Here is a 22,280-nt window from a genome sequence, read left to right as displayed (position 1 = left end):
ATTAAACTTATTTTAATAAACTGTGAGAATGACATACGTTACAGAGGTCAACAAACTGATTGACGCTTAACTCTTCTGGCCGAGAATTATCCCCTAGTTCTAACTCAGTCATTACAGTCCGAATCGTCTCTTTAACAGTTTTGTCCTTACCAAAGACTCCTTGAAGATTATTGTAAAGACTCTTCCGGCGGTGCATGAAGCATCCCCTTACAAACCCATAAAATTTCTGTTGGTCAAACGGGGAATTAGTGATAGTTTCCTTGGGAGTGATTTTGATAATTGCAGAATCAACGTTTGGACTAGGAACAAACGATTTTCTATCCACAATAAACGAAACCTCAACGTCATTTTGCTGTTGAATAATGACTGATAAGGAACCGTAAGCCTTTGTCCGTGGCTCCGCAGTTAACCGCTCGGCTACTTCTTTTTGCATCATCACAACGATTGCCTCAAACTTTGCTGGGTTTTGAATCAAATCCAACACAATTGGCGTGGTGATGTAGTAAGGCAAGTTGGCAACTACTTTAACTGCCCCCGTTTTAAACTCAGCCCCGATAACTTCAGGTAAGTTTGCTTGTAAGATATCTTCGTTAAACACCTTGATGTTTCGGTATTGCTCTAAAGTTTCGTCCAAAACCGGAATCAAATTAGCATCAATTTCGAACGCCACCACTTTTTTGGCAGCCTTAGCCAGCTGTTCGGTAAGGGCCCCAATTCCAGGACCAATTTCAATTACGCCATCAGTATCGCCAATTTCAGCAACCTCAACAATTTTCTTGAGGACATTTAAATCAACCAAAAAGTTTTGGCCTAAGCCCTTCTTAGCGGATAAATCATAGCGATTTAAAATTGCTTCTGTTCTTGTGGGGGTTCCAATATCTGGAATGTTATTACTATCAGTCATTTTCTGTCCCTTCAACCTTTCGGAGTGCTTCTTCGAATTCTGCCTTACTAATCCCAAACATCGATAGCCGGTGTTGGAGTTGTTTACCATTCACATACCCGATATTAAGGATTTCAGATAATTCCCGGCGCTTATTTCTAGCTGATTTTGCCCCAACTAGACCGTGAGCCATCAATTCTTCCATGGATATCAATTCAACCGGGTCATCCTCTTCGGTATAGACTGAGGCCAACGCTTCCCGGATATCTTCAGGGGTTGCGTGTTCAACTCCCAGCGAGCCGTGGCTCCGAGTGGGAACTGCTTTTTTCTTGGTTAAAAAAGCGTGCTTAGCGTTTGGCACCGCCGCCGAAATAATTTTTCTGATTTTTTCACCAGAAAAGTCGGGATCAGTGAATACTATGATTCCCCGAGTATCGGCCACTTTCTCGATCAAGTTCAAGGTATCATCATCAATTGCTGATCCCCTTGTTTCAATCGTATCTGCGTCCACAGCATCTTGAATTCGTTTTGTGTCGTCCTTGCCTTCAACGACGATTACTTCTTTTATCTTTTTCATTTATCCTCTAATCCAAACAATCTTAACGTGTTCTGGTAAGTATGCGCCGCAATCTCATCTGGGTCAACATCCCTCAGCCGGGCCAATGCTTCGACCGTATAGAGTGTATACCCCGGCTCATTTTGCTTCCCACGGTATGGTTCTGGGGCCAAGTAAGGGGCATCAGTTTCGACCAGCATTCTATCGATAGGAGTCTGTCGAACAGAATCGTGAACCTCATGGGTTTTCTTAAAACTAGCAACCCCACTATACGAAACATACATCCCTAAATCAATAAACTTCTTAAGCCATTCTGGATCACCATTAAAACTGTGCATCACACCAGAAATTGCTGAGATATCAACTTCTTTGAGTATTTCATAAGTATCTTCAAACGCATCCCGATTGTGAATTGAAACTGGTAAATTAAACTCCTTAGCAATCTCCAATTGACGTCTAAAAACATCCTTCTGGACTGACCTTGGTGATGCGGTCTGGTAGTAATCCAGTCCAATCTCACCTATCGCAATTACCTTATCATCATTTAGATGATTACGAAGCCAGTTTTCTTCTTCTGCTTTAAAGTAGATAGCATCTTCTGGATGCCAGCCAATAATGGCATACATGTCATCGTGACTGTGAGCAAGGTCTAACGCGAGTTCATTCAGCTTCATGTTAGAGCCAACGTTGGCAATTTTCTTAACCCCTAGTTTTTGAGCATGTGCAAAGTACTGCTCAGCTTCTGGGTATAAATGGTCATCATTTAAATGTGTGTGTGAATCGAATATTTTCATAGTCTTCCTCTAAAAAACAGAGCTGCGGTATATTCACCTCAGCTCCGAATATTATTATTCAAGTGTTTCGCCGTTCTTTAGAGCATCAGGAACAGTTACTAATTCAACGTCACCGTTATCATGCTCAACGGATAGGAGCATTCCTTGACTAACTTGTCCCTTCATCTTACGAGGCTTCAAGTTAGAAACGATGATTACCTTCTTACCAACTAGCTTTTCAAAATCAGGGTACCACTTGGCAATTCCTGATAAGATTTGCCGATCGCCATCATCACCGGCATCAAGTCTAAATTGGAGCAGCTTGTCAGCCCCTTCAACCTTGTTAACAGCCTTCACTTCAGCAATCTTAAGTTCAATCTTTTCAAAAGTGTCAAACTTAATCTGGTCCTTAGTTAGTTTCAAGTTGGTAGTTTCTGGGTCGAATGATTGCTCCCCAGCTTGTTTCATTGCAGCACGACCTTTAGCCTTATCAGTCTTGGTCATTTGTTGCTTAATGAATTCAACTTCTTCATCAGTATCAAGTCGTGGGAAAATTGGCGTTCCCTTAGCAACCACCTTTTCACCACTAGGAAAATCAAAGTAATCAAGATTTTTAAGGTTGATTTCTTCTGATAAGCCTAATTGTTCAAAAATTTCCTTTGGTGCATGAGTCATCACCGGACTGATCAGCTCAGCGATAACTCTAAGTGAAGCAGCAAGGTGAGCCATAACTGAGGCCAATTCTGCCTTCTTAGCATCATCCTTAGCCAATACCCATGGTTCGGTTTGATCGATATATTTATTTGAGGCCGAAATCAATTTCCAAATTTCGCTGAGGGCGTCAGCGAAGTGCATTTTATCCATCAATTCTTTAAAGTTAGCAATAACTTCCTTAGCGGTATCTTCAAGTGGCTTATCAAACTCAGTCACGGCAGACTTAAGTTCTGGAAGAACCCCGTCCTCGTACTTGTTGATCATCGATACCGTTCTGTTTAACAAGTTACCTAAATCGTTTGCCAAATCGTAGTTGATTCTGTCAATAAAGTCCTCAGGAGTGAAGATTCCGTCATTCCCGTAAGGCATTGCTCGAAGTAAGTAGTAACGAACTGCATCAAGGCCATAACGTTCAACCAATGTTTCTGGGTAGATTACGTTACCCTTTGACTTCGACATCTTGCCGTCCTTCATCAATAACCAACCGTGACCAAAGACCGTCTTTGGTAGTGGCAAGCCAAGTGCATGCAGGATGATTGGCCAGTAAATAGTATGGAAACGAACAATTTCCTTACCAACCATGTGAACATCCGCTGGCCAAAATTTATTAAAGTTAGTTTGGTCATCTGAACCATAGCCCAAAGCAGTGATATAGTTAGTCAGCGCATCAATCCAAACGTAAACCACGTGTTTAGGGTCTGACTTAACTGGAACTCCCCAGTTAAAAGTCGTTCTGGTAACAGCCAAGTCTTCAAGGCCTGGCTCGATGAAGTTCTTGATCATTTCGTTCATCCTGGCTTCTGGCTGGATAAACGTTGGGTGTTCTTTGTAGTAATTGAGCAACCAGTCAGCGTACTTACTCATTTTGAAGAAGTATGATTCTTCATGAACCAATTGCACTTCGTGGCCAGAAGGAGCCTTCCCACCAATAACCTTACCGTCATCGTCACGGTACACTTCAGCTAGTTGGCTTTCTGTAAAGTACTCTTCGTCAGAAACTGAGTACCAACCTGTGTATTCGCCAAGGTAGATATCACCTTGATCAAGCAATTTTTGGAAAATCTCAGCAACTGCCTTTTCGTGGTAGTCATCAGTTGTTCGAATAAACTTGTCGTTTGAAATTTCAAGTGTCTTCCATAACTTCTTGATGGAAGCGGCCATTTCATCGACGTAAGCTTGAGGTGTGGTATTCAATGCCTCTGCTTTTTGTTCAATTTTCAATCCATGTTCGTCAGTTCCGGTTAAGAAAAAGACGTCATAATCCATTGCTCGTTTGAACCGAGCTTCGGCGTCACAAGCAATGGTGGTATATGAATTTCCAATATGTAACTTTCCTGAGGGATAGTAAATTGGAGTTGTAATGTAGTATGTTGGTTTACTTTCTGTCATGAAAGTACCTCTTTTCGTTCTTTATTCCTGATTAATTAAATTTTACACTCAAGTATAGCAAAAAAAACGCCGTTATGCGACGCCATTCTAAAACAAGTCAAGCTGAAGTGGTGATAAATCATCGTACTGAATATTCAAAAGTTCCTTAAACCGCAATGCATTTTCTGCGGCATCATGACCAGCGTTATTATTGAAAATGACTAGAACTTCCTTGGAATGTTTTTCTAGTTCGAGCGTAGTGGTTGCTAATTTCTTTAGCTCCTCGTCGGAATACCTATACAAAGTTCGCTTCTTCCGCCACTCAGATTGACTGACCCAACCCTTTGTGTTGCGACCATGAAGACTAATCATCACTAAATCCTGATTCGTAACCTTCGAAAAAAAGGGCACCCCTACATTAGCGGTATGAGGCTCATCAGCAGCTACCAATGTAATGTGAAGATCAGCCAGATAGCTAGTCAAATCATCAACCAAATCAGATTCAAACCAGCTATCATTTCTAAATTCAACTGCAACTGGATAGTCTCCCATTTCAATTCGAATGTGCCTAAGAAATTCAATTGAGTTAACATCACGCCTAAATGTTGGTGGAAATTGAAACAAAACTGTCTTGAGTTGGCCTAACGCCCGCAGTTTTCTCACTGCTAACTTAAACTTTCTAAATTCAGCATTTCTCGTCATTTCGTCAACTTTTTCACCAGTCGCGACATCATGCATCGTCATTAATTTGTTAGCTTTTAATACGAACTGAAAATTATCGGGAACTTGGTCAGCCCATTTCAAAATCGTCTCTGCTTTCGGCGTAGCGTAAAAAGAAGTATCCAGTTCAACGACCGGAAAGTGAGCACTATATTCACTTAACGTTACGTTTCGATTATTCCCGTTGATCAACGCGGGGTGATCGGTAAACGTAGTCAGCCCAATCGTAATCATTTGGATTCCTCCCTACTTAGTTCACCTGCAGCGATTCAAACAGGTTAACGGCATCATCGGTAATCATCGTAAATGGGAACGGAAATGACAGCTGTTCTTGGTTAATAGCAACCACTTCCGCATCGTTAGCCCTGTAATCAATTAGACCAGCAAACGGATAGACCCGCATTGAGGTTCCCACAATTACCACTAAATCAGCGTTGCTCATTGCCGTCACACTCTGGCTGATTGCATTAGCATCAAGTCCTTCACCGTATAAAACGATGTTTGGCCGTAACACCCCACCGCAACCTTCATGGGTCATCGACTTTAAATAATCATGATAGTCAACGTGCTGCCCGCATTTCTGACAGTACACATCAAACAAGGTTCCGTGAAATTCCACCAGGTTAGTTGCGCCAGCCTTTTGATACAGGCCATCGATGTTTTGGGTAATGATGGTGGCATTCTTTTGCTTGGAGAACGCCGCCTGCTTTTCGTGAATTACATTGGGCTTGGCATCTGGATAATACATATTCTTCATCATGTAGTCATAGAAAACCTCTGGCTCTCTATTCAGACACTCACTACTTAGGTAATACTCTGCGGGTTTATCACTCTTATCATTCGTGTATAAACCATTTTTCGACCTGTAATCAGGGATTCCAGATGGCGTCGATATACCGGCACCTGTCATAAATACAATATTGTTAGCACTGTCAAACTTTGATTGAAGTTCAGCGGAAATCATATTATCACTTCCATCTTCAAAATATTAACGCAGGATATATGGCATTTTTAGTTCTTCCAATAATTCCTTAACGGTTTTATCGTAGGTCTGTTTAAAGAACTCCGCAACATCGACGTTGGCAGGAGCTTCCAAAACAAACGAATTCTGATCATCAGACTTATTAAAACCAACGTAAGCCCGGCTGTTGGTGTCCTTAACCATTAATTCAGAGTGAAAGATTTCGAATTGTTGGCGAACGGACAGATTAAGTTGGCGTTGTGACAACACGTTTGATAAAGTCGTAAACTCTGTGTTATGCAGTGGTGGCAATTGCCATTCCTTAAGTTGCTCATCAAACGCTTTGAAAAGTTTAACCACGTTTCGCCTTAATCCAAATGGCGAATCGGTTGGTTTTTCAGTGATAAGGTCGTACAGTTTTTTCGCAGCCTCAAAAGTGACTGGAAAATCCTTTTTTAATTTGGCTGAAACCGAATCAATTTTGTCACCGTAGAACACCATCGCATCAAGAACGGTAAGCAACCTCAATGTCATCTGATCATCAAGCGGTTCTGGTTCCGGCTTAATTGTATGGTAAACCCCATTGAGGTACTTTTCTTCAATTTCGTCATTGATCAAACCGTGCTTCTTTTGCTCTGAAACCACAACAAAGTGGGAGACAATATCAAACAGCTCTGTTCCCATCATTTGCAGTTGCTCATCAAGTTGTGAATTTCCCGTTGTCAGTGGGAAAAATACTTGGGGAAAACCGCGTAACGTCATCAAAACATGAATTAATTCATGTGACGCGGTGTAATTTGGAGCACTTAAATCAGAAATTTGAATCATCACGTTCTTCCCGTCTTGGACAACTTGGGATTGATCATGCCGAACAAATCCAGCTTGTAATTGACCAATGAATTGAACACTGACATTGCCTTCAAAAAAGTGGTCGACAGTATTTATTAGGTCTTGAACCTGATCATTTAGTTCGATATTTGATTCATTATCCATTTTATTTCCCACTCCTTAGTTTTAATAAAATTGTTTTAATATCACTTGATGTCGGTTTTTTATTGCCCTTTAGCTCAGCCAAAATTTGAGGTATCTCTGCCACCGTTGCACCATTAGATAAAGCCAGTGAACGTTTGACAAGGTTGAGATGGCCCTTTTGGATACCATCCGTCACGATTGCCTTGATGGCCGCTAAATTTTGAGCTAAACCAACCGCTGCCAAAAGTTCCATTTCTTCTTGCCGATTATTAATACCAGCAATCTTTTTATTGATTGAAACCATTGAGAGGACTTTAGTAGCCCCACCAACGAAGCCAACTGGAATTGGTATCGTAAGTGTCCCTACCAATTCGCCATTTATGATTTCAAATTTACTAAGGCCACGATAGTTGCCATCCTTAGCCGCATATTCATGAACGGCAGCCTCAATTGCACGCCAATCATTACCAAACGCAATGGCTGCGGCATCAACCCCGTTCATAATTCCCTTATTATTAGTAACAGCCCGTTTAGAATCAACTGTCGCAACCTGGCTGGCAAACACAATATCATTGGCCACCAGCTCACCATCGGTTGCATCACTTGCCAACCGATCAATCGCAACTTTTCCAGTCGCTGTGACTAAACAATGGCCCCCTGAGTTAGTGAGAATTGCCATTTTAACGGCAATCTCTTCCTCGGTCAACCGACTTGCGATTGCTTCAAGCATGGTATTGACGATATTTGCTCCCATTGCTTCACCAGTATCGACTAGTAACTCAGCCGAAACAGCGTCAATTGATCCGGTCAACCTTTCAGCATTAATCGAAACAGCTCCGCGACCATAGTTCAAAACTGAAGGATGACTTTGATTGGCGATTTGTAGTAACTCATCTTCATGACCGGTAACAAACTCAATTATTTGTTTCTCGTTGCCCCTTGCATCAATAATAATCTGTCCTTCAACCAATGGTTTTGAAAGGGAAGTCGTAATACCATCCTTATTCCCAGCGAATAACTTTGCTCCATTACTACAAGCCGCAATTACGGAGGGTTCCTCCACTACCATTGGAACAAGGTGGCTACGCCCATTAACAACCAGATTAGTCGCAATTCCTTCAGGGAGACCAAAGTTGGTCAAATAATTTTCAACCAGCTCGCCCGATTTAGCATCGTTGTTAGCACCAATTATCGCAAGTTCCTCTGGCGTTAAGTATGCCTCATCACTGATTATCTCAAGTCGATCACGATAATTATTTTTATAAAAGTGTTGAAATTTATCGCTCATGGTTGTTCCTCCAAGGATGCGATTAATTCTGGTTTCGGTACTTTTTATTTACGTACTCCGTAATAATTCCTTCACGAACACCACTCTCTGAGAAGTAAACTTTTCGTGAGTTGATGCTTTCCATCAATACCATCAGTGGTAGTAAGCCACCGATGATGATATCGGCACGGTCAGACTCTAATCCCGGAATACTGGAACGGCGTTTAAGATTGCCCTTTAAGAGATTCAAAAACGTCCGGTTTACTTGCTCACTTGATAAATGATACCCATGAATAGCATCGATTCTAGTCATTTGCTGGCGCTTCCTATTGATTCTGGCTAGGGTTCGGTTGGCTCCCCCCAGTAGCACGAGTGGTTGCCGACGAGATTGATTGAGCCAAGAAATCTTGTCGTATTCCTTTCGAATATGGAATTGGGCATTAAACAGATTAGAACCCGATACTCGATCGCTTAGGTGAAACCGCTCAGACAGGTTGACTGCCCCAAACGGAATGCTGATCAAATTAGTGTTTTCACCTTTCTTGACCGCAATCAATTCACAACTTGCTCCACCAATATCTAAAATCAAACAATTTTTGATTCCTAATCGGTTGACCACTCCAAGGTAATCATAATAGGCTTCTTTATCACCTGATAGAACCACCACGTCAATCCCAATTTCCTTTTTAACGCGCTCTAAAAAGACAAGCTGATTTTTGGCTTGGCGAACGGCGGCAGTGGCAATTCCAATCACATGAATGGAATCATACCTGCTATAAACCGTCTTAAAATCTTTTAATGACTGGATAGTGCGGCTCATTGCCACTTCCTGCAGAAGTTTTTGCTTTCCCATTCCTTCAGACAGTCGGCTACTACTCTTGACCCGCTTGATTTCACGGTAAGAACCATCCTGCTGAATTTGGTTGATCGCCATTCTGACGGAATTAGAACCAATATCCAAAATTACAAGGTTTTCCATTTTGAACACCTTCTACTATCTATTTGAAGTAATTGATTCCGATTGCGTCACGCACTTCTTGCAGCGTTTGGTTGGCCACTTCGTTAGCCTTATCGCTACCCCGTTTCAAAATATCGTATACTGACGCGATATCCGATGCGTATTCATCACGACGAGCCTTGATTGGACCAAGGACTGATTGCAAAACCTCATTGAGGTAAAGCTTGATTTTGACATCCCCAAGGCCCCCATGAGTATACTGAACCTTCAGTTCTTGAACCTTAGCTTTATCATCGTCGAAGATATCAAGATAAGTGAAAACAGTATTACCTTCAACTTGACCTGGGTCTTCAACGTGAATATGGTTCGGATCGGTGTACATTGACATTACCTTTTGCTTGATGGTGTCAGGGTCATCTGACAGATAAATTGCATTACCTAATGACTTACTCATCTTGGCATTACCATCAAGGCCTGGAATCCGTCCCATTCCCTTAGGAGGGAAATATCCTTCAGGTTCAACCAAAATATCTTGGTTGTAAATTGAATTGAAAGATCTAACGATTTCCCGGGTCTGCTCAAGCATTGGCTCTTGGTCATCACCAACAGGAACGGTATCTGCCTTAAAAGCAGTAATATCAGCTGCCTGGCTAATTGGATAAGTAAAGAAGCCGACTGGGACACTTTGACCAAACTTCTTTTGTTTAATTTCAGTCTTAACCGTTGGGTTTCTTTCAAGTCGTGAAACTGATACCAAGTTAGAATAATGCTCAGTTAACTCTGACAGTGCGGGAATTTGAGATTGAACTAAGATTGTTGATTTTTCAGGATCAATTCCGACAGCCAAGTAATCAAGAGCGACCTGAATAAGACTGTTTCGAATTTTTTCTGGATCACGGGCATTGTCCGTTAATGCCTGCATGTCAGCGATCATGATGTATGAATCGTAATCACCGGAATTTTGAAGTTCAACCCGGTTTTTTAGTGAACCTACGTAGTGACCAATATGAAGCTTTCCAGTTGGCCGATCACCCGTTAAAATTACCTTTTTTCCCATTATTAATGTTCCTTCCTTTCAAAAAACGCCCTATTGAAATAATCAATAGGACGCTCAAGCGTGGTACCACCTAAATTGCGACATTTGTCGCCACTCAAACGATAAGGAGTTACCCATAATTTTTTTCCATTTCGATTTGTCATGATTATTTTCAGCGCTGATAATCTCTCTGTTTTTTGACTAATCTACTACGCATTAAGTACGATTTAATTTTACTTATTATAAGGCCAAATGTCAAAGCCTCCTTGATTGACAGTTAGACAAAATCACACTAAAATGTGCAAAGGTTTTATAAAACGTTGATAGTCAATTTATCGCATTAAAGAAAGGACAACCCATTTGGAAAACTCAGAGCAAAAAAAAGAACAATTAAGAGTAGATGACGTTGTCACTAAACTACAGGGTAAGATTCAGTCGACCCAAGCAGAGTTCGACCGGGCTCATTCAGAAACCAAGCAAGTTCAACAAAATTACGCTGCCAACACCTCAGTTAACTATTTTGAAGTGGATGACCGAATTGAAACTAGTGCTGAGCTGCAACAGCAACGGGGCCTTGTTTCCCGGTTAACTGAAAACGAAGCAATTTTGAAGAGTCAGCTTTCCACTTTTAAGGAACTAAAAAAATCACCATATTTTGGGAGAATCGATATCCAAGATGATGGCGATGATGATGAAAAGTTGTACATCGGGATCGCCTCTTTTCAAGACCTAGATGGTGAATTTCTGATTTATGACTGGCGAGCACCAATCTCCAGTATTTATTACAACGGGACCCTTGGTAAAGTAGAGTACGATACTCCGATGGGGCCACAAACAACCAACCTAAAGAAAAAACGCCAGTTTCAAATTGTTGATGGCGAAATCAAGAATATGTTTGATACCAACGAAACCGTTGGTGACGAAATGCTCCAAGATGCCCTTGGTCAGCAAAATGACGAATACATGCAGAATATCGTATCAACGATTCAACACGAACAAAATGACATTATTCGCGATACCAGAAGTGATTTAATGGTTGTTCAGGGAGTGGCCGGCTCAGGTAAAACATCTGCGATTCTGCAGCGAATCGCCTTTCTTCTTTATCACAGCCGTAACGATCTAGAAGCTGATGAAATCATCCTCTTCTCACCAAACAAACTATTTAGTCACTATATTTCAGAAGTGCTTCCAAGCTTGGGTGAAAGAAATATGCGGCAGGTAACATTTGATGAATTTGCAGCTAACCGATTTGAAGGAATGCACGTTCAGAGTTTGTTCGAACGATACGAGGATGAGTCAACCGCAACACCAGAAAACGAAACAATCAAGAACATTAAGTCCACAGCTAAGTTCATGGACGAAATCAAACAATATTGCGAACAACTAACGCCAAGTGAGCTGAAGTTTGCTGACATTACGTTTAATCAAGAAGTCTTCTTCTCAAAAACTGAAATCAAAAATATATTTGCTTCGTTTCCACGAGCAATGGCGACGGCTGATAAGTTCAAGAAAACTAAAAATGAGCTGATCAAGCAACTAAAGGCTAGAATTGCTGATGAAACTAAACAGGATTGGGTTAACGAAGAAATCGACCAATTAAGTGATGAACGTTATCATGATTTGCTTGAGGGCAAAAAGCTTGGTGACTTTCAAGATGAAGAAGCGGAGCGCTTTTACATCGCTAAAGTCATCGTCACTAAACGGTTGACCAAAGTCTACGATGCAATATTTAACAACTTATTCCTCGACCCATACCTTCAGTACAAAGACTTCTTAAGTCAGTACGAAGTTGAAACTGAGAATCAGCAAGCTTGGAATGACAGTCTCCATTCATTCATGTTATCGATCGAGTACCATACCATCCCGTTTGAGGATATTGCTCCACTGCTTTACCTCAGAGATACTATTTGTGGTGGCGGGCAAAATTTGGCAATGAAGCATTTATTTGTCGATGAAATGCAAGATTACAGCATAGCCCAGATGAAGTATTTGCGTTACGCATTTCCTAACACCAAGTGGACTCTTCTTGGTGATAGTGAGCAAGCTTTATTCGATAAGGTTCAATCGCCAGCTACACTACTTGGCAAGCTAAACGACGCCTTCCACACTCGGCATTCCCGCCTAATCAGTCTACTAAGGTCATACCGTTCAACTTACCAAATCACATCCCTCGCAAAATCAATTCTGCCAAACGGTAGTGAAATTGAAGCTTTTAAGCGTGATGGTGAGAAACCGGAATTACTGGTATGTAATTCTCAATCCGATGCAATTAATCAATTAGCTCACAAAGCTAGCAATCTTGAAAACCAGTTTGGCACAATTGCTATCCTTACTAAGAACCAGGCTGAAGCTGACTTACTAGGAGAAAAGCTGCATTCAAAGTTACAAATCACTCAATTAAAGAACGCAGATAGAACCTTACCAAAGGGAATTATCCTGATGCCAATCTATCTAGCTAAGGGATTAGAATTTGATGCCGTAATTGGTTGGAATATTTCAGCCAATAACTATCCCAACGAGGAAACCGTTGGCACCCTCTACACTATGTTCACCCGCGCTATGCACCAACTTGTGTTAATTAGTATCGAAGAACCTCCTGCTTGCATCATCAATAATCACGAAGCACTTGAACAATTAAGAATTGAGCATGTCGTTTCAAACGATAAAAATGATTAAATGGCGTTTAATAACAACGGATAAGCATTCGGCTAATGGCCACCAAAGTGCTTACCCGTTTTTTTATTCCCGTTTTGCACCACGCGTTCAATTGACTTTAAGCTGTCAAATTTGTATCTTAGATAATGTAATTATTAAATAATATTGGGGTGGCTTCATGGTTCATCAACTTTGGCACCAATTTCCAACCACGGAAATAAAACTGCAATCGCTACAAGATTACTTGCTAAATTCAATCGACTTACCCATCAAACCTATTCAATCACGGGTAATTAAATTATTTAAGTCGGGGGGGAAACTACTTAGGCCAGGCTTCTTTTACCTATTCTCAGAGTTCGGAGATGACCAGGACACTAGTGCTCTCCAGGCTGGTGCAGCAGCAATGGAAATGCTTCATGTCGCAACTCTGGTTCACGATGACGTTATTGACCAATCAGACCTCCGCCGAGGTATCAAAACCATTCATAAAGATTTTGGTCAGCGAAACGCAATTTATGCAGGCGATTACCTGTTTACTTGCTACTTCAATGAGCTGTTAAAAACCAGGCCGAACACAAGCGAACTCCACACCCAAGTTGAATCAATGAAAAGAATCTTGACGGGCGAACTTGATCAGATGAATCTCAGATTTAACCTCAAGGAAAACCCCGCTCAGTATTTAAACGAAATCACCGGCAAGACGGCCGAGTTATTTAAATTAAGCTGCGCTCAGGGAACAATTCTCACCCATTGTGATGACTCAATTGTCCAACTTAGTGAAAAAATTGGTCAGACAATTGGCCAAGCCTACCAAATAATCGATGATATTCTTGATTACACAGGTGATTCTGGGAAAACCAAAAAACCAATTCTTGAGGATTTGAAGACTGGCGTTTACACGCTACCCTTGATTTACGCACTCAAGATAAATAACAAAAAGCTGAAGCCCCTACTTTCTAAAAAGGACAGCCTAGATATTGAAAGCATCCAAGAAATTCAGAACATCGTCATTACTGATGGTGGTTTAGATGCCGCCAAACAAAAAGCTGATGAACTGACTCAATTGGCGCTTAGTCTGATTAAAAAGCTTCCTAATCAACAAGCTCGTGATGATATTTACTCACTAACTAAAATGTTATTGGATAGAAATAATTAAATTTGCTAATAAAACGGCCACAATTTCGGATTTGAAATTGTGGCCGTTTTGTTAATTATTTATTTTCCTCGATCCAGATCATACAACTGTTTGAAATGATCATTACTTTGATAAAGGTCACCTGGCTTGCCTGCCATTGTAAATTCACCATGATTCAAAAATCTAACTTGGTCAACGTGAGCAACTCCAGCCAAATGATGAGTTACCCAAATAATCGTCTTGTCAGCCAAAAGATCAAATACTTGGTCTAGTAGCTTCCGTTCTGTAATTGGATCCAAGCTAACTGTCGGTTCATCCAGAATTATGATGGGAGCGTCTTGTAACAACAATCTAGCAAGGGAAAGGCGTTGCCGTTCTCCTCCAGAAAAACGTTGGCCCGCTTCCTGAACCTCTGTATTATACTTGTCGGGAAGCGATTCAATCAGGTCCTGCAATCCAACCGCGGCGACGGCCTCTTTGACCCTGTCATCACTTGCATTTGGGTTTCCCAAGCGCACGTTATTCATCACAGTAGTATTGAACAAATATGGGTTTTGATCTAGCACTCCAAAAATACGGGATCGCTCTGCTTGCAGTTTTGCCACTGACATCCCATTAATCGTCACACTACCATCGGTGGGAAGCTCATCCCCAATTATTAATTTAAGTAACGTGCTCTTCCCTGTTCCGCTCGGACCTAGAAGGGCGACCTTCTCTCCCCGTTTTACAGTCAAGGAAAGATTATTGATAATGTTTTTGCCACCATCGTCATAGCTAAAATTAAGATTTTCAATTGTCAGATTTTCAAACTTACCTGCCAAATCACTCTGCGCGGGTAGCTTCCGTTCTGTATCTTGATCAAGTTGATTTACTCGTTCAATTGAGCGCCGGTATATAGGCCACTCTGAGGCAGCTTGACTGATACTTAGGAACGGATCAACAGCTGGGAACAACGCTAAAGCAAACGCTGCTACCCAATCTGCATGCCACTTTGTGTCGGTAAACTGGATCCCAGTCCAAATCAATAACACCAGAACTGCTAACAAAATGATAAATTGGACGAACAACCCCCGCCACCATTGATAGAAATGGTCCTTTCGTCTTAAAGCAGCAATCTTATCAATTGGATCATCCTGCAATTTAAGGAAATCGGTGTAGCGACCAGAAATCAACCAGTCAGATAGGCCAATAACTTCATCCGTTAAATTAGTATAAAACTGGTGTTGAATTTGATGTTGCTGAAACTCACGAGCCCCGTTAGTCAAAACTGACACTAACGGTAATAAAATAACAATTACTCCAGGTAAAATTGCCATGATTGCTGCAGTAACAAGATTAAAGTACCCAACTCCAACAATCACAAAGATATACAGCAACCAGCCAATTACCATTGGGAACACAGTTCTTAGGTATAAGTTTTCAATGTGTTCGATATCATCGGCTAAGATACTGAGGATATCTCCGGTTTGGTGCGAACGCTGAATTGCCACTGCCTTTCGCTCAACCGTTTGATACAGTTTCTTTCTAAAATCAGAAACAATTCTTAACACCCAATTATGACTCGTCAATCGTTCGGCGTACCTAAATACTGGTCGAGCAATTCCGAATGCCCGCGCGAGAACAACCGGAATATAGATATAGATGATGCTTGATGGCATTCTTGCAGCTTCACTGATTAGGTAGCCGGAATTAAACATCAAGGCGCCAGCGGAGAAGAATGTCATGAATCCGAGAAAGAGAACCAAGAGTAATAGTCCTTTGTATTTGCGGAGATAGGGCATTACCCATGAATCATTTTTGAATGTTTTTCGCAAATTTTTCATAGTTGGTTTTCCTCCATTTCTTTCCTAAGCTCGACATACATCCCGTTTTGACTAGCCAATTGATCAGGGGTTCCCTGTTCAACAATCTTGCCATGATCCATAACCAACACGTAGTCCATCTCATTTATCCAGTGAAGCCTGTGAGTTGCAAAAAAGACCAAATGGTCATTTAGCACGGGAAGAATATCTCTTTTAAGATTAATTTCGGTTTCAATGTCCAAATGCGCAGTGGGTTCGTCGAATAGGAGAATTCGCCGAGAATCATCAAGAAACGCTCTGGCAAGTGCAATCCGTTGAGCTTGTCCCCCACTCACTGATCGGCCACCCTCACCAATCAAAGTATCCATTCCATCAGGAAGAGTATTGATCCAATCCGATAACCCGGCTTTTTCACAGGCCTGATTGATTTGAGCGGGCGTTGCTGTTGGCGTGTAAAAAGCAATGTTCTCAGCTAATGTGAGGTGGAAAATGTATGGGTTCTGCGGAATATATAGAAATTGGTTTTGCCAGTTTTTTTGATTAAGGTGAGGCACTCGCTGACCATTAACGGTGATTTGGCCACCATTTTCGTTATCTGGAGTCAAAAAACCACTAATTGTATTAATTAGGGTCGATTTACCAGACCCAGACTTGCCAATAATCCCAATCTTCGAGTAACCCCGTGCGGTGAATGAAACGTCTTTTAATGCCTGTCTTTCCGCATTTGAATACGTTACGTTTATATCGTTAAAAGCAACCTGACTATTTAAATCCCAAGTAATTGGCTTTAAAACCTCGTTATCCTTAATTTCCGGTTCATTCAAAACTGACAAAACGGCGGTCATCGCATTTTTCCCATTTAGGGTTGCATGATAATCATTAGCAAAGTTTCTAATTGGTAAGAAATACTCTGGTGCCAAGGTTAAGATTGTCAACGCTGGCAACAACAAGACTTTTCCGTCCATTAAATCAAATCCAAGAAAGACGGCCACAACTGCAATCGATAAGGTTGTGAAGAAATCAAGGGCGAAGGTCGAGGTCATAGCGATCGTTAGCGTCGCCATCGTTTGTTTGCGATATGACTCACTAACAGAATATACGTTATCCGCATACTGTTTAGACAACCCCAACTGTTTCAAAGTCGAAAGGCCCCGCAAAGTATCAACAAAGTGATTAGACAATCTTTGATAGCCCTCATACTGTGAGTCTGCTTTGCTCTGAGCAGCTAACCCCAAAATAATCATAAACAGAATAATTACGGGATAGATAATCAGCAAAAAAGCTGCCTGCTTAAGTTGCAGAACCCCAATATAGACTAATATCAGCCACGGGGTAATGGACATATCAAGCACCTTGATCATCACCAACATCAAGTACGTCTGAACCTGATCAATTCCTTCGAGAGCCATTGTTACCATGTTCCCGGTTCCCCGTTTTTCAATTTCGGATGGACCTAACTTAAAGATTTTCTTCATTAAGTCTTTTCGCATTTTACCAGAGGTTTCTTCCACAAACGGAAAGAAAGTTCTGTTCTCAACTACCGTAATGACATGGCGCATCATAAAGGCAATTGCAAAAATGCAACTGGGAAGGATAATTGTTCCTAATGGTTTTAATTCCCACAGATTAACAATTGCAACCGCAAGGTATCTAGCTTGGAGGATAATCATTATCGCTTGAATCAGTACCAGCCCAGCTAACGTGACTACTTTTTGCCTCATTCCTGGCAAATCGAAGAGTCGTTTATCAATCAATTTTCTCACTCCATCTCAGTGAACAAGTCTTAATAGGCTTGTCCATATGTACGCAAGGTGGGTAAATATTCTCGTCATCAGTGAAAATATTTACCCACCCTCGCTTAGTTATTAACTTATTTTTATCCTGCAGAACTATTCCGCAGCTTGTTTTGGTGATTTAATTCGTTTGTAAAATACCCAATAACTCCAAATGAAGTAAATCAACATAATTGGCAATATTGTGAACGTGATAATTGTCATGAGTTTCAACGTATATGGAGAACTTGAAGCATCCTTGATCAAAATTGAGTTAACGTTGTTAGCTCCAACCATGACCCTTGGGAAGATACCATTAAAAATCAAGACAACGATTCCAATTAGAGTCAATCCACTGGAGATAAATGAACCCCAATCATGCTGTGACTTTGCAAAGTACCAAGCCAAAACGGACATGATAACGATGAATGCCAAAATGGCAATACTTGAAACTGGTTTATTCTTAATAAAGTCAGTCATGAAGTAAAGCAATACTGCAAAGACAACTTCACCAGCTAACAAAACTGGATAAAGATACATAGACCATTTCTGAGCTCGTTCACGAAGACTACCTTCTGTCTTTAACCGGATAAAGTTCAACCCGTGAATATAACAGAGTAGCGAAACAGCAACGCCACCAACGATTGAAAAGATGTTGACGTAAGTTGTAAATGTCGCACGCATGTTACCTTCAGCATCCAAAGGAACCCCTTGAATCATACTTACAAACATCATTCCAAATAGGAATGCGGCGCAGAAACTACCGATAGTAGCCGCCCATTCCCAGAAGTTTCGCCAAGTATCTGTCAAAACGTTTGCCCTAAATTCAAAGGAGACCCCTCTAAAAATCAAGGCTAATAAAATTAGGAATAGAACTAGATAATATCCTGAGAATAGTGAAGCATACCACATTGGAAACGATGCAAACATTGCACCACCAGCAGTTAGTAACCAAACTTCGTTACCATCCCAGTGAGGCCCAATTGTTTGAATGATCACGTCTCTCTCGGCCGTGGTTTTAGCAAATGACCGAACAGCCATTCCAATCCCAAAATCAAAGCCCTCAAGGAAGAAGAAACCACTAAACAGAACCCCAATCAATAAGAACCAAATAAATTGTAGATTAGTCATGGTTTGCCGCCCCCATTTCATAAGGGTCATTCTTCAAGTCACTGTCGTTGCCAGAATCGTCGACGAGGTAACCGTGTTTGAGTTCAGCATCAGGACCGTTTTTCAGTACTCGGTGACTCAATACGATCATAACCGCACCAAGTGATGCAAACACAAGGAAGAAGACGATATTAGTAAATAATAACGAACCAACTGTAGATGTTGGTGATACCGCATCAGCGATTGTTAGTAATCCATAAACAACCCATGGGTACCGACCAAACTCAGTAATAAACCAACCAGCGGTATTTGCGATAAATGGTAACCAGAGGCAGAGTCCCATGATGTATAAGAACCACTTCTGCTTAACGATAGCATCGGATTTCTTCCGGTTGAACCACAGACCGACAATTGCAACTAATGCAAACAAAGCAGCTGAACCAGCCATTACCCGGAAGCTCCAGAATAACGTCTTAGTTGGTACATAATAGTTCTTCACGTCTTTTTGCTTGTCGCCATACTTAGCCTTTAATTCCTTGTTAACCTGTTCTTGTCCTTTAATTGTTGGCCCGTTTAAACGGTGATAAGTCAAAATGTTAAGAACCTTAGGAACTTCAATCGACCAAGTCTTCTTGTGACCATCAAAGTTAGCAACCATTGTCCAGTCACCATTCTTATTGGAATTCTTGTATAGTCCTTCCATAGCGGCAAACTTCATTGGTTGATTATTGACCAAGTACTTAGTTTGCAAATCGCCGGACCAAATTGATCCTAAACAAGCAACCAACCCAACGATGAGAGAAACTTTGATCGTTTTTCTGTAGAAATGTACATTGTCTTTTTTTAATAACCGCCATGCTGAACAACCTGCGACTACAAAAGCAGCTGTCAAGAAAGCCCCAAGCACAACGTGTGGAAATTCATACCATAATTGTTTGTTACCAACCACAGCGCTAAAGCTTGTCATCTGAACTCTGTGAGTTTGAGAGTTGATGATGTAGCCAACCGGGTTCTGCATAAAACTATTTGCAGCAAGAATCCAGAGAGCTGATAACGAAGAACCAAATGCAACTAACCAAATAAACAGTGAGTGAATTGCGGGCTTAACTCTATCCCAAGTAAACATCCACAAACCAATAAAAGTTGACTCGAGGAAAAATGCAGCTAAAGCTTCGATAGCAAGTGGGGCACCAAAAATATCACCCATGAATCGAGAGTATTCAGACCAATTCATACCGAATTGGAATTCTTGGATAATCCCGGTAACGACACCTACCGCAAAGCTGTATATAAAGATTTTTCCCCAGAACTGTGCCATCTTCTTGTACGTTTCGTCTTTTTTCACAACGTACAAAGTTTCCATTATAGATACAATAAAAGCTAAACCAATTGAAAACGGAACGAAGAAGAAGTGAAACACAGTTGTCATCGCGAACTGAAACCGCGACAAAAACAGTACAGACATAGCAACGTTCATCATTGCCTTATCCCCCCTTTAAAATACGTCCAATAATAACGTACGTTTCTACTCCTTCATTATAGAAATAAGTTTCACAAGTTTCAATTAATATATGTGATTATTATTACAATAAATGCCATTAACCAATTAAAAATATAGATATATCAAGGATTACTTACTTATTTTATACAACCGATTATTAGACAAAATAATTCGATAAATCTATAATTAAACGTAACGAGGGTGTTGTAACTGCTATCATTATTATTCTAAAGGCACCTTCTAACTTCACAAAGTCTTAGGGGGGAATTATAAATGGCAAAAAACATTGTGGTCATTGGAGCTGGTTTTGCTGGCGTTTACGCAACCAAGCGCTTGTCTAAGCACTTCAAGAGCAATCCAGACGTTCACATTACATTAATTGACCGTCACTCGTATTTCACATACTTAACACAACTTCACGAGGTCGCTACTGATCGAGTAGACCCAGAAAGTATTCAATACGATTTACAAAGGATTTTTCATAGTCACAAAAATGTTTCTCTAGTTACTGACACAGTTACCCAGGTTGATAAGGAGAACAAAAAGGTAATAGCAGAAAACGGCACATACGACTATGATAGTTTATTAATCAGTATGGGTGGCGAACCAAACGACTTCGGAACACCAGGAGTTAAGGAAAATGGGTTCACACTCTGGTCGATGGAGGACGCAATTCGTCTGCGTAACCACATCAGTGAAATTATTAGAGCTGGTGCAATTGAACGTGATCCACAAAAACGTCGGTCAATGTTAACGATTGCCGTGTGTGGTTCTGGTTTTACTGGTGCAGAAACCGTTGGTGAACTTATTGATTACCGAAAAGTACTAGCTAACCAGTATAAGCTTGAACTTAACGAGATTAAAATTGTCCTCGTTGAAGCTGCTCCTGCTATTATCAATATGCTGGATCGAACTAACGCGGCCCACGCCGAAAGCTACTTCAAGAAAAACAACGTTGAAATTTTAACCTCATCGGCCATCACTCAAGTAAATAAGGATAATATTGAAATAAAGGGTCATGATCCAATTTCTACAAACACATTGATTTGGACAGCCGGCGTTAAAACTAATCATGTCGCTGACGAATTTGGCATTGAGGCTGGTCGTGGTGGCAGACTAATTACTAATGAGTACCTACAAGCCAAAGGTTTTGAGGATAAATCAATCTATGTCGCAGGTGATGATGCAAACGCCACAGAAAAGGGAGCTGAGCGAGCTGTTCCTCAGACCGCCCAAGAAGCAGAAAATGAAGCAATCGTTGCTTCCAATAACATCATTTCTGACATTGAGGGTCGCAAGGAGTACGAAGAATTTAAGGACAAAAACATGGGCTTCACCGTTTCATTTGGTGCTCGTTATGGAATTGCTCAGGTATTTGGTGGCAAACGAGTTAGAGGTTGGCTGGCAACCATTATGAAGCATTTCACCAATTTTATATACTTCACTCGTATTTCATCAGGATATTATCTATGGAAATACATTTTGGATGAATTCTTCTGGGTTAGAAATGGCCGAACAGTCTTTTCATATCACACATCTAGGAGAGCAAACGTTTTGTGGGCTGTTCCACTAAGAATTTTCTTTGGATTGTCCCTATTTATTGATGGTTTAGCCAATATGAATGGTGGGAATCCCTGGATTATCACTCAACACGGTGGGGCTGGCTGGCTTGAAGCAGTTCTAGGCTGTTTGATATTCTTTGGATTATTTACGTTTATAGCAAACTTGATTGTCATTTGCCTATTCTTCTTCACGATGATGAGTACCACTACTCTTTGGGTGCCATTCGTTGCCTTTGCCCTTTTAAATGGCTCAGGTCGTTCATTTGGCCTCGATTATTGGGTAGTTCCTAAGATTCAAAAATCCTGGGGCAGAGCGCGGTACGGCGTACCTCAACCGATATATACTAGAAAATAACGGTTCTACAATATCTGTTGTTGGTGATAGATTTTTCTATCACTGATAGCAGATTTTTTGTATATTCTAAAGGTACACAAAAACGGAGACCTTCCGTTTTAAACCACCCTACTAAAAGCGTTCAAAGAAAGGACTCCGCATGGATAATATTAGCAAAAATTTACTAAGTATTAAAGATGA

At 41.0% G+C, this 22,280-nt stretch carries 17 protein-coding genes; 3 read left to right on the top strand and 14 right to left on the bottom strand.

Translation table 11 applies throughout. The features are described 5' to 3' along the window. Nucleotides 1–7 precede the first annotated feature (7 nt). The 10 genes from rsmA to trpS form a co-directional block, all read right to left on the bottom strand. Nucleotides 8–904 (bottom strand): 16S rRNA (adenine(1518)-N(6)/adenine(1519)-N(6))-dimethyltransferase RsmA, encoded by an 897-nt coding sequence (gene rsmA, locus QOW94_RS05800; protein ID WP_283679315.1) that lies wholly within the window; start codon nt 902–904, stop codon nt 8–10. Continuing rightward, nucleotides 897–1,460: a ribonuclease M5 gene (rnmV, locus tag QOW94_RS05795; RefSeq protein WP_283679314.1), complete on the bottom strand. Its 564-nt coding sequence runs from the start codon at nt 1,458–1,460 to the stop codon at nt 897–899. The genes rsmA and rnmV overlap by 8 nt, the downstream gene beginning before the upstream one ends. Continuing rightward, on the bottom strand, nt 1,457–2,233 hold the full coding sequence (locus QOW94_RS05790; protein ID WP_283679313.1) for a TatD family hydrolase: 777 nt from the start codon (nt 2,231–2,233) through the stop codon (nt 1,457–1,459). The genes rnmV and QOW94_RS05790 overlap by 4 nt, the downstream gene beginning before the upstream one ends. Nucleotides 2,234–2,287: 54 nt before the next feature. Next, complete coding sequence (gene metG, locus QOW94_RS05785; RefSeq protein ID WP_283679312.1) at nt 2,288–4,315, bottom strand: methionine--tRNA ligase; 2,028 nt, start codon at nt 4,313–4,315, stop codon at nt 2,288–2,290. Nucleotides 4,316–4,402: 87 nt separating this feature from the next. Next, nucleotides 4,403–5,248, bottom strand: coding sequence for a DUF72 domain-containing protein (locus QOW94_RS05780; protein WP_283679311.1), 846 nt, complete (start codon nt 5,246–5,248; stop codon nt 4,403–4,405). 16 nt (nt 5,249–5,264) lie between these two features. Then, nucleotides 5,265–5,978, bottom strand: a complete 714-nt coding sequence (locus tag QOW94_RS05775; RefSeq protein WP_283679310.1) for an NAD-dependent protein deacylase — start codon at nt 5,976–5,978, stop codon at nt 5,265–5,267. 24 nt (nt 5,979–6,002) lie between these two features. Then, on the bottom strand, nt 6,003–6,968 hold the full coding sequence (locus tag QOW94_RS05770) for an IpaB/EvcA family protein (RefSeq protein WP_283679309.1): 966 nt from the start codon (nt 6,966–6,968) through the stop codon (nt 6,003–6,005). A gap of 1 nt (nt 6,969) precedes the next feature. After that, complete coding sequence (locus QOW94_RS05765; RefSeq protein ID WP_283679308.1) at nt 6,970–8,235, bottom strand: hydroxymethylglutaryl-CoA reductase, degradative; 1,266 nt, start codon at nt 8,233–8,235, stop codon at nt 6,970–6,972. 22 nt (nt 8,236–8,257) lie between these two features. Continuing rightward, nucleotides 8,258–9,193, bottom strand: coding sequence for a Ppx/GppA family phosphatase (locus QOW94_RS05760; RefSeq protein WP_283679307.1), 936 nt, complete (start codon nt 9,191–9,193; stop codon nt 8,258–8,260). Nucleotides 9,194–9,212: 19 nt separating this feature from the next. Further along, nucleotides 9,213–10,229, bottom strand: a complete 1,017-nt coding sequence (gene trpS, locus QOW94_RS05755) for a tryptophan--tRNA ligase (RefSeq protein ID WP_283679306.1) — start codon at nt 10,227–10,229, stop codon at nt 9,213–9,215. 339 nt (nt 10,230–10,568) lie between these two features. Here trpS and helD point away from each other — a divergent pair, with 339 nt between their 5' ends. Both helD and QOW94_RS05745 read left to right on the top strand, forming a co-directional pair. Beyond that, nucleotides 10,569–12,884: an RNA polymerase recycling motor HelD gene (helD, locus tag QOW94_RS05750; RefSeq protein ID WP_283679304.1), complete on the top strand. Its 2,316-nt coding sequence runs from the start codon at nt 10,569–10,571 to the stop codon at nt 12,882–12,884. A gap of 157 nt (nt 12,885–13,041) precedes the next feature. After that, a complete protein-coding gene (locus tag QOW94_RS05745; protein WP_283679303.1) occupies nt 13,042–14,019 on the top strand; it encodes a polyprenyl synthetase family protein in 978 nt (325 codons plus the stop codon). A 59-nt stretch (nt 14,020–14,078) separates the two neighbouring features. Here QOW94_RS05745 and cydC read toward each other — a convergent pair whose 3' ends face one another. The 4 genes from cydC to QOW94_RS05725 form a co-directional block, all read right to left on the bottom strand. Beyond that, nucleotides 14,079–15,821, bottom strand: a complete 1,743-nt coding sequence (gene cydC, locus QOW94_RS05740; RefSeq protein ID WP_283679302.1) for a thiol reductant ABC exporter subunit CydC — start codon at nt 15,819–15,821, stop codon at nt 14,079–14,081. Further along, entirely contained in the window at nt 15,818–17,554 is a 1,737-nt protein-coding gene (gene cydD / locus QOW94_RS05735) for a thiol reductant ABC exporter subunit CydD (protein ID WP_283679301.1), read from the bottom strand. Before cydD ends, cydC begins: the two co-directional genes overlap by 4 nt. 135 nt (nt 17,555–17,689) lie before the next feature. After that, nucleotides 17,690–18,703 (bottom strand): cytochrome d ubiquinol oxidase subunit II, encoded by a 1,014-nt coding sequence (gene cydB / locus QOW94_RS05730; protein WP_283679300.1) that lies wholly within the window; start codon nt 18,701–18,703, stop codon nt 17,690–17,692. Next, nucleotides 18,696–20,159, bottom strand: coding sequence for a cytochrome ubiquinol oxidase subunit I (locus QOW94_RS05725; RefSeq protein ID WP_502867249.1), 1,464 nt, complete (start codon nt 20,157–20,159; stop codon nt 18,696–18,698). Before QOW94_RS05725 ends, cydB begins: the two co-directional genes overlap by 8 nt. A gap of 297 nt (nt 20,160–20,456) precedes the next feature. On the opposite strand from QOW94_RS05725, the gene QOW94_RS05720 reads away from it, so the two are divergent. Further along, nucleotides 20,457–22,100, top strand: coding sequence for an NAD(P)/FAD-dependent oxidoreductase (locus QOW94_RS05720; RefSeq protein ID WP_283679298.1), 1,644 nt, complete (start codon nt 20,457–20,459; stop codon nt 22,098–22,100). The last annotated feature ends 180 nt before the right edge of the window (nt 22,101–22,280 follow it).

Source organism: Lentilactobacillus sp. Marseille-Q4993 (assembly GCF_951230165.1).
Classification (GTDB): domain Bacteria; phylum Bacillota; class Bacilli; order Lactobacillales; family Lactobacillaceae; genus Lentilactobacillus.
This window is presented reverse-complemented; position numbering and strand designations above follow the sequence as displayed.

What these genes read in the sequence shown, in the direction of transcription:
- rnmV (WP_283679314.1), bottom strand. Translation starts at nt 1,460, where the DNA reads ATGAAAAAGATAAAAGAAGTAATCGTCGTTGAAGGCAAGGACGACACA.
- QOW94_RS05745 (WP_283679303.1), top strand. Translation starts at nt 13,042, where the DNA reads ATGGTTCATCAACTTTGGCACCAATTTCCAACCACGGAAATAAAACTG.
- cydC (WP_283679302.1), bottom strand. Translation starts at nt 15,821, where the DNA reads ATGAAAAATTTGCGAAAAACATTCAAAAATGATTCATGGGTAATGCCC.
- QOW94_RS05720 (WP_283679298.1), top strand. Translation starts at nt 20,457, where the DNA reads ATGGCAAAAAACATTGTGGTCATTGGAGCTGGTTTTGCTGGCGTTTAC.
- cydB (WP_283679300.1), bottom strand. Translation starts at nt 18,703, where the DNA reads ATGACTAATCTACAATTTATTTGGTTCTTATTGATTGGGGTTCTGTTT.
- QOW94_RS05760 (WP_283679307.1), bottom strand. Translation starts at nt 9,193, where the DNA reads ATGGAAAACCTTGTAATTTTGGATATTGGTTCTAATTCCGTCAGAATG.
- trpS (WP_283679306.1), bottom strand. Translation starts at nt 10,229, where the DNA reads ATGGGAAAAAAGGTAATTTTAACGGGTGATCGGCCAACTGGAAAGCTT.
- rsmA (WP_283679315.1), bottom strand. Translation starts at nt 904, where the DNA reads ATGACTGATAGTAATAACATTCCAGATATTGGAACCCCCACAAGAACA.
- QOW94_RS05765 (WP_283679308.1), bottom strand. Translation starts at nt 8,235, where the DNA reads ATGAGCGATAAATTTCAACACTTTTATAAAAATAATTATCGTGATCGA.
- QOW94_RS05725 (WP_502867249.1), bottom strand. Translation starts at nt 20,159, where the DNA reads ATGAACGTTGCTATGTCTGTACTGTTTTTGTCGCGGTTTCAGTTCGCG.
- QOW94_RS05775 (WP_283679310.1), bottom strand. Translation starts at nt 5,978, where the DNA reads ATGATTTCCGCTGAACTTCAATCAAAGTTTGACAGTGCTAACAATATT.
- QOW94_RS05770 (WP_283679309.1), bottom strand. Translation starts at nt 6,968, where the DNA reads ATGGATAATGAATCAAATATCGAACTAAATGATCAGGTTCAAGACCTA.
- QOW94_RS05790 (WP_283679313.1), bottom strand. Translation starts at nt 2,233, where the DNA reads ATGAAAATATTCGATTCACACACACATTTAAATGATGACCATTTATAC.
- QOW94_RS05780 (WP_283679311.1), bottom strand. Translation starts at nt 5,248, where the DNA reads ATGATTACGATTGGGCTGACTACGTTTACCGATCACCCCGCGTTGATC.
- metG (WP_283679312.1), bottom strand. Translation starts at nt 4,315, where the DNA reads ATGACAGAAAGTAAACCAACATACTACATTACAACTCCAATTTACTAT.